Here is a 12,629-nt window from a genome sequence, read left to right on the forward strand (position 1 = left end):
AATTTCAAATAAAGGTTCTAAAAGAGTCTGTTTTTGAGAAGGTAAAAACTCTATCTCCTATTATTTCCTTTATTTCATTTTCTAATTTATATATTATATGGTTCTCGCTAGCAAAGTGGCCCAAATCGGCAATAATTAAGCCCTTGTCGGCATAATCCATGCCTTCATGATACTTTATGTCTCCACTTATAAATAAGTCGCAAGAAAGGCTAATAGCATCGTCTAATAAAGATGCACCTGCACCACCACATATTCCTACCTTTTCTATTTCCTTATTAATATCTCCATAGCAAATAATTTCATTTACATCTAATTTTTCTTTTACTTTGCCTAAAAAATCCTTGGCAGGCATTTTTTCTATAAGACCATATCTGCCAAGGCCAAGTTCTTTACCTTGCTCTAAGCTTTTCATATTTTTAAGGCCTATGATTTCTCCAAGATTATCATTTACCCCACCCTCTGCTATATCAAGATTTGTATGGAAGGCATAAATTGTTATGTCATTTTTAATCGCCTTTTCTAGTCTATTGTAGAAATTATCCCTAAAATCTATGGATTTAGTTGGTGAAAATAAATATGGATGATGGGTTATTATTAGATTAGCTCCATTTTTTATAGCCAAGTCTAGACTTTCTTCTTCAAGATCTAAGGATAAGACTACTCCCCTTAATTCATTTTCTGGATTTCCTATTTGAAGGCCTGAATTATCCCATTCTTCTTGGAGATAGAAGGGATATTTTGCTTCTAACTTTTCTATTAATTCTTTTATTTGCACCTTTCTTCCACCTTTCTTATAGCTTCTAGCCTATCTTCTATCTTTTTGATTGCGTCTTTATCATCTGAATTTTCTTTTATATGATATAGGAAATTATTATTTTTTTCCTTGTCGATTTTTATCTTTTCTAATAGAAGTTTGCTCTTATTTTCAACATCTGTAAAGCCATAATAGTATTCTTCGAATTTCAAATCTCTTGTTTTCTTATTCTTGACCTTCAAAATATCATAATACTTTCTTTTTTCATAGCTTAGAAAATCTAATTCTATGTCAAAATCATTATCGATAAGATATTCTCTGAGTAAAATTGTATTTATATTTGATTCTATAATAAGATAATCTAAATTTCTTACAAATTCAATGCTATCATTTATTATATCGATAATTGTATTTGCTCCCATACCTGCAATGATAGCTACCTGGTTATCTTCGCTTTTAAGGCCCTTAAAACCGTCTGTATGGATAGTTTTAATTGTTTTTGATGTATTATCATCTAACCTATCGATTAGCTTCTGTAAGGACGGTTTTGAGATGTCTGTTGCTGTTATGTCATCTGATATATTATTTTTTGCCAAATATAAAGGAACCAATCCATGATCGGTTCCTACATCTATGACTTTTTTATTTTTATCTAGTATTTTAACTATGTCTAGTAATCTTTTTTTATCTTCCATTTTTATAAAAAGTCTTTCAATAATTCGCTCTTGTTAGGTGATTTTAATTTCCTAAGAGCCTTTGCTTCTATCTGTCTTATTCTTTCACGAGTTACATCAAATTCCTTGCCTACTTCTTCTAGGGTTCTTGGTGTCCCATCAATTAGACCAAACCTTAACTGTAGGACTCTTTTTTCACGCTCCCCTAGGCATGATAGAACTTCGTTTAATTGTTCCCTTAGCATTGAATAATTTGCTGCCTCTCCTGGGTCGATTGCAGTATCATCTTCTATGAAATCTCCCAAGTGGCTGTCATCCTCTTCACCTATTGGAGTTTCAAGACTTACTGGCTCTTGGGCAATCTTTCTAATCTCAGATACCTTATCTACTTCTATGCCCATAGCTTCAGCTATTTCCTCATTTGATGGGTCTCTTCCTAAATCTTGTACCAATTGTCTTTGGATTCTTACAAGTTTATTTATGGTCTCTACCATGTGAACTGGTATTCTTATTGTTCTTGCTTGGTCTGCTATAGCACGGGTTATAGCTTGCCTAATCCACCATGTAGCATAGGTTGAAAACTTAAAGCCTCTATTATAGTCGTACTTATCGACTGCTTTCATAAGGCCCATATTTCCTTCTTGAATCAAATCTAAGAAGTTCATTCCACGGCCAACATATTTTTTAGCAATAGATACAACAAGTCTTAGGTTTGTTTCAGCTAGTTTTTCCTTTGCTCTTTGGGATTCTAAGATTTGTTTTTTTAATATGCTTATCTCTTCATTTGTAAATTCTTCGTTATTAAGCATTTTAAGAGCGAAGTCTCTTTTATCTATCATATAAAGTAAAAAGGATGATTCGTCCTCGCTTAATAGGGCATTAGCTTCAAGACGGCCAGCAAGTTCTGATATCTTTATAAGATTATCTATTACCATTTGGTCATTTGTCTTAATGAAGTCTTTGTTAGCTGCTTTTTTGAGCAAATCATTAAATGATTGATATACTAGGTTTACAACCTCAGAGTTTTCTATTATTTTGAGCATATGATCAAAGGAATCAAAAAGGTCACATAAGATATTTGCTTCCCTCTTGCTTAATTCATCGTCATCAACTGATTGTTGGGCTATATTGCATATTAAAATCTTAGCATTTAATTGCTCAAGCTGGTCTTTATCAAGGTCATCATTCATTACTTGATTAAACAAACGACCCATATTAACCAAACCATCAAGGTCTTCAAATGTCTCTTTGTCTATATCCTGACCTAATGCAAGCTTATCATTAGCATTTCTTAAGATTTTAGCCAGGTCTCCAAAAAATACATCGTTGGCAAGTTTTGTCTTGTTTTGCTTATTAAACTTATTACCGTTTAAGGATTTTCTGGCTATTTCACCAGCTTCCATCCTTCTTGATAAAATTATTTCTTCTGTAGCTGTTAAAAGATTTACCTTACCAATTTCCTTTAAATACATTTTAACGGGATCATCAAGCTTAAGACCTGCTAAATCATCTACAGACTTATCTATATCTTTTTCAATTTCTTCTTCATCAATTTCATCATCATCTTCTTCATCGTCGATTTCTTCCTCAACTTCTTCTTCCTTATCTAGTTCTGTTTCAGATCTTTCTACGATTTCAATTCCTGAAGATGTGATTTTTTCTATTATAAATTTCTGACTTTCTATTTCTAAATCAATAAAATCATCAAATCCGTTTACCTGACTATAAGTTAGTACCCCATCCTGAGATTCACCTATAGCTATAAACTCATCAATAATCTCTTTTAGAACTTCGTCTTCAAGCAATTTATTATCATCGCTGGTCATTATCTCTCCCCTTACTAATTGTAGGCCCAGTTTCTCTTAATTTCTTTATCTTTTGGAGCCTTTCATATAGGCTAATCTTATCCTTTAATTCATTTACCAAGATAGGATTCTTGTCATTCATCACATAGGATAAAATGAAATTAAAATCCTTATCCTGTTTATCAAATTTACTAGCCTCTTTATTTATCAAAAATTCTTTAAAATCTATAAGTTTTTGATTTTTCAAAAATTTATCAAAATATTCAGACTCATTTTTATAATCATCAGGCTGTAAAAAAATAAGCCTTAAAATTTCTAATTCATATTGATTAAAATCTAACTTTTCTTCCTTAACTATAACTTTCTTTTCAATAGGCCTATTATTAAAGAAGCTTCCCCTATTTTGTTTAATATTATACTTTGAAATAGCCTCTTTTAAAGTTGATTTTTCAATGTCAAATAGCTTTGATACGTTATTAATAAAAATTTCTCTTGTAAGATCCTGTTTGATACTTGCTAAAAATTCTATAAATAAATTAAGCTTATCAAACTTTTCATTATCACTCGCTTTAGAATAAGAATCCAATATTTGATTATACCTATAATTATACTGGTCTAAGGCCTTATCCATCCTGTCTAAAAAGGCTTCTTTGCCATACTTTCTAACAAAATCATCAGGATCAAGACCTGCTTCAAGCTCTATGATATTTACACTTATATCTGCCTGGTTAAAAATATCTATAGCCCTTCTTGTAGCCTTAATACCAGCTCCATCAGAGTCATAGCAAACATATATATTATCAGCATATCTTTTGGCAAGTTTGGCTTGTTCTATTGTAAAAGCTGTTCCAAGGCTAGCTACAGCTATATCTATACCCCAATTATTTAAAGCTATAACATCCATATAACCTTCAACCAATATTAAGTCTCTTTTGTTTTGTTTTTTAAAGATATTTAATGCATAGAGGTTGTATCTCTTTTTAAAAATATCTGACTCGGGCGAATTTAAATATTTTGGCATAGCATCATCTATTGCCCTTCCACCAAAACCAATAACTCTGCCGTAAATGTCAATTATTGGATATATTACTCTGTTCCTATACTTATCATAGTAATTTCCATTTTTTGACTTGGCAATTAGACCTAAGGATAAGAGATCTTCTTCCTTATAGCCTTTTGATCTTGCAAAATTTAATAAATCATCCCAAGAATCCTTAGCAAAACCAAGCATAAATGTATTTACAATATTACTTCTTAGGCCTCTTTTTAATAAATAATCTTGAGGTGCCTTGTTAGTAAGTAAATTTTTATAAAAAAACATCATTATATCTTTATTGATGTCATATAGGTGGTTTTTATATTTATTTTCCTGAGGATTATTTTGATAAACTAAATTTATTCCTGCCCTATTTGCTAAAAATTCTAAGCTTTCTGGATAGGATAATCCTTCTTTTTGCATTATAAAAGAAACAACATCTCCTCCTGCTCCACATCCGAAACAGTGAAATAATTGTTTCTTCTTGTCAACTGTAAATGATGGGGTTTTCTCATTATGAAATGGACACAATCCCTTATAGGAGGAGCCCGCCCTCTTTAAGTCGACATATTCACCTATTATATCTATAATATCTGAACTTTCCTTTATTTGATTTGCCATATCATCTGATATTAATCTCATCTTATCACCTAATCAAACTATACTTTTATTAACTTTTATATCAATTTATCTTTTTTAATCATATTATAAACATGATTATATATAAAATTTTATAATCGATATTTCAATTTTTTCTAAAACTAAGATGTATTTTGAAATGGTATTTGTTAAATTTTCCTAAAAAATATAGTATAATATTGACAAAGATAGGTTATTAAACCCATTTTAATACATATTACAAAAGATTAGAGGACTTAATGAACAACACACAAGCATTTTTACAAAATGACAATTCAACAAACCATATAGATATAAGAATTTTAGATGCCCAGGAGAATTCACTTGCAAAAAACGCCACTAGCAGGATTCAATTCCATCCATTTACTTATTTTTATTATCTTGTTGAAGGTTTTGGAAAGCTTTCCATAGAAAGTGAAGTAATTGATTTTAATGCAGGTGACCTTGTTATAATCAATCCAAATATTGGCCACACTCTCTATGTTGACAAAAATGTAAACTCATGCAAGCTTATTGGTTTTGGAATAGAAAGTATCTCTATAGCTGGAATTAAAGATGGTGAAAGTATAGATATAGATTATTTCCACGTTGACAATAAAGATAAGTCCTTACAATTTGAAGGACCTTTTAGCGATATAGTTAGAGAATATAAGGGAAATGATCTTTTTGCTAAATCTTTGGCATCCGCCCTAGCTTCTAGTTTCGTTATTAACCTTTTTAGAAAATACAGGAAGAAAATCAATGTTAAGCACGATAAGAGAGTCAACAGACAAATTGATTACATCAAATCTTACATTGACGCTAACTACCATGAGGATATAAAACTAGAAGACCTATCTGCCATGGCTTATATGAATAAGTTTCATCTTATTTCAGAATTTAAACAATCGTATAGGATTACGCCAATTGAATATTTAATCTTAAAAAGAATTGAAGTTGCCAAAAGCATCCTCATTTCAACAAACCATACTATGGAAGAGGTATCAGCTATTGTAGGATTTAACTCTCAGTCCTATTTTAACCAAGTTTTTAAGAAAAAAGTTGGGGAAACCCCTTCACAATTTAGAAAGAAGCATAGATTATAAGGCTAGTTTACTAGTCTTATTTTTATACTAAAAAAGAGGCCTTAGGCCCCTTATTAGTAATCTACTCCTTTAGAGTATTTATTGGTTGCATTCCATATTAGGTATTCATTTTGACCTGCTTCATAAATTGCATCTATTTGAGCTTGGACTGCGTCAGCATCATATTCCATCCAATTTCCCTCTCCTATCCAAGAAGCTGTAAAGTCTTGGATCCAAGGACGAGACTGTGGTTTATGCTCTAATTTTGAAAATACTTTCTTTTCTTCTTTTAGATATCTTTTTACAAGCTCATAAGGTTCTAAATCTGGTTTTTCAATCTCAAAGGAATATGGACCCCAGTGAGATGGATATATCATCGAACACATTATGTCAGCTTGGTTTGATATTTCTGAAAAGTCTTGACCTATACCACTTGCTCTACCGGCTTGTAGGGCATAACCAAAGACATCTACAGATATTGGCTTACCATAAGCTTGGACAGATTCCCTAGCTCTTTTTACAAAATTTGTAATGGCTGCAACCCTCTTATCTCCTTCATCCATATTTTCTTTTTCATATTCCCCTCTAGAATAATCTAAGCTGTCAGCAAAGGTTTCAAAGCCTTCAGCAAACCTTACATAGTCAAATTGAATTTCATCAAAACCAGCCTCTGCCGCTAGCTCTGCTATATGGATATTATAATCTTGCACTTCTCTTAGGAAAGGATTCATGAAGGCTTCTTGGTGGCCATTAGCCCATAGGCTGCCATCTTCTTTAGTAAAACCCCATTCTGGGTGAATTTTTGTTATGATTGAATCTTTGAAAGTTGTAATCCTTCCTATAACATAAATTCCTCTTGAATGTAGGTCATCTATTAGGGTCTTGGCATTAATAAGCTTAGTATTTGCATACTGGATGTCTTCATTATCAGTATCAAAATCTACTGTTATATTTCCCCAATCGTCTTTTACATCTATTACTACGGCATTTAAGTTACTTTCTTCTATCATTCCCATTATGCCTTCATAAACTTCTGGGATATTAATTGATCCAGTGTTAAAATACAAGCCCCTTACCCCATCTTTTGGATAATATTTGCTCTTTTTATCTTCTAGAGATAAAAGCCTTGATGTATCATAATCCATATTATAATCATCTGGTGTAACACCAATTTCATAAGGTTCTCCTATGGGCTTTTTTTCAGGCTTAGTATTTTTGCTTATTTCTTTAGTTTCTTCTATTTTTGCTTGTTCTTTTATTTCTTCTTTTACTTTTGTTGATGATCCACAAGAAGTAAGTATTAATATTAATGCAAACAAAAATGGAAAGAAAGTTTTTTTCTTAGTCATAGATACTCCTAAATAAAAAAGCGAGCACAGGCCCGCTTTTTTAAATTATTTTTTAATGATTCAAGTTGTCCTAGTAAAGAAACTTTGCTTCTTTACAACAAGTTTCTGGACTCGGCCTTGCCTTGTCTCAGTCAAGCTGTCCCCTCGAAGAAGCTTCACTTCTTCTCACTTAGTTTTCTGGACTCGGCTTTGCCTCGTCTCAGAAATGACGGATTTCATCCGTCACCCGTACAGTGTGGGACTACTTAACGATTTTAGAAACAACTCCTGATGCTACTGTTCTACCACCTTCACGAACAGCGAATCTTAGACCTTCTTCTAGAGCGATTGGCTTTTGAAGTGTGATCTTGAATGTTGCGTTGTCTCCTGGCATTACCATTTCTACTCCGTCTTCTAGTTGGATGTCACCTGTAACATCTGTTGTTCTGAAGAAGAATTGTGGTCTGTAGCCTGAGAAGAATGGTGTGTGACGTCCACCTTCTTCTTTGGTTAGTACGTATACTTGACCTTCGAATTCTGTGTGTGGGTGTACTGAACCTGGTTTTGCTAGTACTTGTCCTCTTGAGATTTCGTCTCTTTGAACTCCTCTTAGAAGTACTCCTACGTTGTCTCCTGATTCTGCTTGGTCTAGTGATTTATGGAACATTTCTACACCTGTTACTACTGCTTGAGATGTTTTCTCTGTTAGTCCTACGATTTCTACTGTATCGCCTACTTTTAGTGTTCCTTTTTCTACTCTACCTGTTGCTACTGTTCCACGGCCTGAGATTGTCATTACGTCTTCTACTGGCATTAGGAATGGTTGGTCGTTGTCTCTTTCTGGGATGTCGAAGTATTCATCTACATCTGCCATTAGTTCAAGAATTTTGTCTGACCATGGACCTTCTCCGCCTTCTTCTAGTGATTTTAGTGCTGATCCTACTACTACTGGGCAGTTGTCGCCGTCGAAGTCGTATTCGTTTAGTAGGTCTCTTACTTCCATTTCTACTAGTTCGATTAGTTCTGGGTCATCTACTTGGTCTTCTTTGTTTAAGAATACTGCGATTTTTGGTATACCTACCTGTCTTGCTAGTAGGATGTGTTCTCTTGTTTGTGGCATTGGACCATCTGCTGCAGATACTACGATTATTGCACCGTCCATTTGTGCTGCACCTGTGATCATGTTTTTAACGTAGTCAGCGTGGCCTGGAGCGTCGATGTGTGCGTAGTGTCTTTTTTCTGTTTCGTATTCTACTACTGATGTGTTGATTGTGATTCCACGTTCTCTTTCTTCTGGAGCTTTATCGATGTGTTCGTAATCGATGTATTCACCTGTGCCGTATTTTTTGTTTAGGGCTTGAGTGATTGCTGCTGTTGTTGTTGTTTTACCGTGGTCTACGTGGCCGATTGTACCAATATTAATATGTGGTTTGCTTCTTTCAAATGTTTGTTTACTCATTAATTCCTCCTAATGTACTCATATACTTTATTTTACCATATTTATAATAAAAATTCTATTATTTTATGGATTATTATTTTTTTAAATTATTTACTTGCAATTTTTTATAGTGCTTGTATAATAGAATGTGTGCCACTTTAGCTCAGTAGGTAGAGCGCTTCCATGGTAAGGAAGAGGTCCTCGGTTCAATTCCGGGAAGTGGCTCCATTTTTTTGCAATAAAACAGACTTATTTATCAAATCTCCACATAAATGGAAATTTTTTAAATAAGTCTGTTTTTTTATTTATACTAGACCCATGGCATAAATTACTGCTATAGCAACTATTACTACTAATAAGGAAATAATAAAACCGTGGATCATTGGATTTATTCCCGCTTTTTTCATATCCCTGTACTTAGTATTTAAGCCAATCGCAGCAAGAGCAGCTACCATCAAAAATTTTGATATGACTTTTAGGTTATTTGATAGACTTTCAGATATAAAGCCCATTGAGTTTAGGCCAACCATTATCAAAAATCCTAATATAAAATAAGGAATTATCGAAGTGATGGAAAATTTCTTTTCTACATAGTCATGACCTAGCTTTTTTACTTCCAATCTATGGTGGATAAGCCTAAATATCAATACTACTGGTATTATTGATAAGGTTCTAGTTAGTTTTACCATTGTAGCAAAATCTCCTGCAGCATCTGAATAGGCAAAACCTGCTGCTACTACAGAACTTGTATCATTTACAGCGGTGCCTGTCCACAAGCCATAGGCCATATCTGACAAGCCTAAGGCCCTACCCATTATTGGAAAGGCTACTATCATTAGCATATCAAATAAAAATGTTGCACTCATTGCATAGGCTATGTCAGTGTCTTCTGCCTCTATGACTGGGGCTATGGCAGCTATTGCAGATCCTCCACAAATTCCTGTACCCGCTGATATAAGGTTACTCATCTTCCAGTTAAGTCCTAGGGCCTTTCCTATAAAATAACCTGCTCCAAAGCAAGTTAATAAGGTAAATACCATTACATAAATTGAAAGCTTACCTACAGATAAAACCATATTTATATTTAGACTAGCACCAAATAAAATGATTGCAAACTTTAATAGTCTTTTTGATGTAAATCTTATCCCATCTTTTAGGACTTTTTCGGTGTCGATTATCGTATTTAAAAACATTCCTATAAATAAAGCTATAACCGATCCGCCAATTATGTGTATTGGTAACAAGTTTTCTAAAAATTGTGAAATAAAAGCAATAAGTAAAGCCAGGCCTATTCCTGGTAAATATAGTAATATTTTTTTCATTTTTCCTCCATTCTTACAAATAAAAAAAGCGTTTAAAAAACGCTAAATTTTCACTTACAATCAGGGCAAAATCCCCTGTAAATCACTTCTGTGGTATCTATAGTATAGTCTTTTAGCATATCAGGTTTTGGAATATCTAATATTTCTAAATCCTGAATTTTACCGCAAGATTCACAAATAAAATGGCCATGGCTAGGTCTTTTAAACTCATACCTCTTTGAATTCATATTAAAGTCAAGTTCTTTTACTAGCTTATTTTTTACAAAAAGGTTTAAGCTATTATAAACTGTAGCTTGGCTAATAACAGGATCCTTTGTCACTAAATCATTAAAAATCATTTCCGCTGTTGGGTGAATAGGATGGGTTATCAAATAATCCAAAATCAATAGTCTCTGGTGAGATACTCTTATTTTTTTATCTTGAAGAATTTTTTTAAGTTTATTAAGTCTTTTATCAGGATCCTCATCCCTTAAACTTTCTACATATTCGTGCATAACTTCCCATACCTTTCTAGCATATAATATACGTGAAAATGTCTATTTGTCAATCATTGGGAATGATTATCTAAATCAATTTCAGCCTTAATCTTTTGGTTATTTTTATAAATAATTTCTATTAACTGAATAACTATACTAATATACTTTAGCATTCCATTTAAAAACTCCCAGCTAGGTGCTGGGAGTTTTCTGATTATTTATTTAATTAAGCTAATTCTACTTCAGCGCCTGCTTCTTCTAGAGCTGCTTTAACTTCTTCAGCCTTATCTTTAGCTACGCCTTCAAGTACGTTTCCTGGAGCACCGTCTACAAGTGCTTTAGCTTCTTTTAGTCCAAGACCAGCTACATCTTTAACAACTTTGATTACGTTGATTTTTGATTGTCCAGCTGATTTAAGAACTACGTCGAATTCTGTTTTTTCTGCTGCTGCTTCACCAGCTGCTCCGCCTGCTGCTGGAGCTGCTACTGCTACTGCTGCTTGTGCAGATACGTCAAATTCTTCTTCGATTGCTTTAACTAGTTCTGAAAGTTCAAGAACTGTAAGATTTTTGATTTCTTCTAATAGGTTTGTTACTTTTTCTGATGCCATTTTTATATTCTCCTTAAATTATATTTTATTATGCTGCTTCGTTTTCTTTTTTGCTTGCCACTTCATTAAGAGCAATAGCAAGTTTAGATATAGTGTTATTAAGATCTCCAGCAAGAGTTCTAATAGGTGCTTGTAATACATTTGCAAGCATTGAGTGAAGTACTTCTGTTCCTGGTAATGTAGCTATTGCCATCATTTGTTCGCTATTTTGGTAGTTTCCTTCAACTATACCTGATTTTAGTGTTAGCTTTTCTGCGTTTTCGTCATTTTCTTTTCTGTAGTCAACTGCTATCTTTGGTCCGTCAACTAATTCTGTGTTTGAGAAGATTAGTGCGTTTGATCCCTTTAGGTCTTCGATTAATTCTGTATAACCAAGTTCTTCAAAAGCAAATCTCATCATTGTGTTCTTGTAAACTTTGTATTCAGTATCTTTTTCTCTGAACTTGTTACGAAGATCTGTGATTTCCTTAACGTCCATACGGTCAAAACCTACTAATGTTACTGATTTAGCATTTTCGATTTTTCCTTTGATTTCATCAACTACTAGCTGTTTAGCTGCTATAGCTTTTTCGCTCACTTTTTCACCTCCTAAGGCTAATGGTAGGTATATAAAAACCCCACTAATATTAGGCATCTCAAAATGCCCATACCGGTGGGGATATGTGTAATTTTCCCACCTATACGCAATTATTAAACATCACTGTCTGCGTAGTCTTTGGTAGCCTGTTTATTTGACTGTTATATTATATCACCAATTTCAAAAAATGCAAATTATTTTTCAACTAATTCTGCAGCTTTTGCTGGGTTTAGTTTTACACCAGGACCCATTGTTGATGATACGGTGATTGATCTGATATATTTACCTTTTGCTGCTGCTGGTCTTGCTTTTACTACTTCTGTTATTAAAGCTCTGATATTTTCAGCAAGTTTTTCAGCACCAAATGATACTTTACCTGTTGGTACGTGGATAAGGTTAGCTTTGTCTGTTCTGTATTCTACCTTACCTGCTTTGATGTCAGCGATAGCTTGTGCTACATCGTTTGTTACTGTACCTGTTTTTGGGTTTGGCATTAGGCCTTGAGGTCCTAGTACTCTACCTAGTCTACCTACTGTTGCCATCATGTCTGGTGTAGCTATTACTACATCAAAATCTAACCAACCATCTTTTTGGATTTTTTCAGCATATTCTTCATTACCTGCAAAATCTGCTCCAGCTGATAGAGCTTCGTCTATTCTATCATCTTTTACAAATGCAAGTACTCTTTGTACCTTACCTGTACCGTGTGGTAGGATTACAGTTCCTCTTACTTGTTGGTCAGCGTGACGGCTGTCAACACCGAGCTTGAAGTGTAATTCTACTGTTTCATCAAAGTTTGCCTTTGCTGTTTTCTCTACTATTTCTATCGCTTCATTTAGTTCGTATTCTTTTGTAGAATCATAAGATGCCTTTGATTCTAAATATTTTTTTCCTCTTTTAGCCATT

12 protein-coding genes and 1 tRNA gene are annotated in these 12,629 nt (G+C 33.6%); 2 read left to right on the plus strand and 11 right to left on the minus strand.

Going from position 1 to position 12,629, the window contains the following annotated elements; genetic code table 11:
- Positions 1-4 precede the first annotated feature (4 nt).
- From RRB46_RS00495 to dnaG, 4 genes are read right to left on the minus strand one after another with little or no spacing between them, the layout of a single operon-like run.
- Entirely contained in the window at positions 5-775 is a 771-nt protein-coding gene (locus tag RRB46_RS00495; protein ID WP_311537101.1) for a Nif3-like dinuclear metal center hexameric protein, read from the minus strand.
- The gene (locus RRB46_RS00500) at positions 766-1,449 is read right to left on the minus strand and encodes a class I SAM-dependent methyltransferase (RefSeq protein ID WP_311537102.1); all 684 of its coding nucleotides are present in this window, start codon (positions 1,447-1,449) and stop codon (positions 766-768) included. The genes RRB46_RS00495 and RRB46_RS00500 overlap by 10 nt, the downstream gene beginning before the upstream one ends.
- A gap of 2 nt (positions 1,450-1,451) precedes the next feature.
- Positions 1,452-3,254 carry an RNA polymerase sigma factor RpoD gene (gene rpoD / locus RRB46_RS00505; protein ID WP_311537103.1) on the minus strand — a complete coding sequence of 601 codons (1,803 nt, stop codon included), beginning with the start codon at positions 3,252-3,254 and terminating at the stop codon, positions 1,452-1,454.
- Positions 3,241-4,911, minus strand: a complete 1,671-nt coding sequence (gene dnaG / locus RRB46_RS00510; RefSeq protein WP_311537104.1) for a DNA primase — start codon at positions 4,909-4,911, stop codon at positions 3,241-3,243. Before dnaG ends, rpoD begins: the two co-directional genes overlap by 14 nt.
- Positions 4,912-5,147: 236 nt before the next feature.
- Here dnaG and RRB46_RS00515 point away from each other — a divergent pair, with 236 nt between their 5' ends.
- Complete coding sequence (locus RRB46_RS00515) at positions 5,148-5,993, plus strand: AraC family transcriptional regulator (RefSeq protein WP_311537105.1); 846 nt, start codon at positions 5,148-5,150, stop codon at positions 5,991-5,993.
- Between the two features lie 53 nt (positions 5,994-6,046).
- Here the strand turns inward: RRB46_RS00515 and RRB46_RS00520 are convergent, their stop codons facing one another.
- Both RRB46_RS00520 and tuf read right to left on the minus strand, forming a co-directional pair.
- Positions 6,047-7,321 carry a putative glycoside hydrolase gene (locus RRB46_RS00520; protein ID WP_311537106.1) on the minus strand — a complete coding sequence of 425 codons (1,275 nt, stop codon included), beginning with the start codon at positions 7,319-7,321 and terminating at the stop codon, positions 6,047-6,049.
- Positions 7,322-7,562: 241 nt separating this feature from the next.
- The gene (tuf, locus tag RRB46_RS00525) at positions 7,563-8,759 is read right to left on the minus strand and encodes an elongation factor Tu (protein WP_311537107.1); all 1,197 of its coding nucleotides are present in this window, start codon (positions 8,757-8,759) and stop codon (positions 7,563-7,565) included.
- Positions 8,760-8,890: 131 nt separating this feature from the next.
- On the opposite strand from tuf, the gene RRB46_RS00530 reads away from it, so the two are divergent.
- Positions 8,891-8,966: transfer RNA gene (locus RRB46_RS00530), tRNA-Thr, on the plus strand.
- 77 nt (positions 8,967-9,043) lie between these two features.
- Here RRB46_RS00530 and RRB46_RS00535 read toward each other — a convergent pair.
- The 5 genes from RRB46_RS00535 to rplA form a co-directional block, all read right to left on the minus strand.
- The gene (locus RRB46_RS00535) at positions 9,044-10,060 is read right to left on the minus strand and encodes a putative sulfate exporter family transporter (RefSeq protein WP_311537108.1); all 1,017 of its coding nucleotides are present in this window, start codon (positions 10,058-10,060) and stop codon (positions 9,044-9,046) included.
- A gap of 50 nt (positions 10,061-10,110) precedes the next feature.
- Complete coding sequence (locus RRB46_RS00540) at positions 10,111-10,554, minus strand: Fur family transcriptional regulator (RefSeq protein ID WP_297688604.1); 444 nt, start codon at positions 10,552-10,554, stop codon at positions 10,111-10,113.
- Between the two features lie 208 nt (positions 10,555-10,762).
- A complete protein-coding gene (gene rplL / locus RRB46_RS00545; RefSeq protein WP_296129122.1) occupies positions 10,763-11,146 on the minus strand; it encodes a 50S ribosomal protein L7/L12 in 384 nt (127 codons plus the stop codon).
- A gap of 28 nt (positions 11,147-11,174) precedes the next feature.
- Complete coding sequence (gene rplJ, locus RRB46_RS00550; RefSeq protein WP_296129118.1) at positions 11,175-11,723, minus strand: 50S ribosomal protein L10; 549 nt, start codon at positions 11,721-11,723, stop codon at positions 11,175-11,177.
- 194 nt (positions 11,724-11,917) lie between these two features.
- The gene (rplA, locus tag RRB46_RS00555) at positions 11,918-12,628 is read right to left on the minus strand and encodes a 50S ribosomal protein L1 (RefSeq protein ID WP_311537109.1); all 711 of its coding nucleotides are present in this window, start codon (positions 12,626-12,628) and stop codon (positions 11,918-11,920) included.
- Between the last annotated feature and the right edge of the window lies 1 nt (position 12,629).

Origin of the sequence: uncultured Anaerococcus sp., from assembly GCF_963512375.1 — a bacterium.
Classification (GTDB): Bacteria; Bacillota; Clostridia; order Tissierellales; family Peptoniphilaceae; genus Anaerococcus.

Coding starts and splice junctions, on each gene's coding strand:
- RRB46_RS00500 (WP_311537102.1), bottom strand. CDS start 1,449: ATGGAAGATAAAAAAAGATTACTAGACATAGTTAAAATACTAGATAAA.
- tuf (WP_311537107.1), bottom strand. CDS start 8,759: ATGAGTAAACAAACATTTGAAAGAAGCAAACCACATATTAATATTGGT.
- rpoD (WP_311537103.1), bottom strand. CDS start 3,254: ATGACCAGCGATGATAATAAATTGCTTGAAGACGAAGTTCTAAAAGAG.
- RRB46_RS00520 (WP_311537106.1), bottom strand. CDS start 7,321: ATGACTAAGAAAAAAACTTTCTTTCCATTTTTGTTTGCATTAATATTA.
- RRB46_RS00540 (WP_297688604.1), bottom strand. CDS start 10,554: ATGCACGAATATGTAGAAAGTTTAAGGGATGAGGATCCTGATAAAAGA.
- rplL (WP_296129122.1), bottom strand. CDS start 11,146: ATGGCATCAGAAAAAGTAACAAACCTATTAGAAGAAATCAAAAATCTT.
- dnaG (WP_311537104.1), bottom strand. CDS start 4,911: ATGAGATTAATATCAGATGATATGGCAAATCAAATAAAGGAAAGTTCA.
- RRB46_RS00535 (WP_311537108.1), bottom strand. CDS start 10,060: ATGAAAAAAATATTACTATATTTACCAGGAATAGGCCTGGCTTTACTT.
- rplA (WP_311537109.1), bottom strand. CDS start 12,628: ATGGCTAAAAGAGGAAAAAAATATTTAGAATCAAAGGCATCTTATGAT.
- RRB46_RS00515 (WP_311537105.1), top strand. CDS start 5,148: ATGAACAACACACAAGCATTTTTACAAAATGACAATTCAACAAACCAT.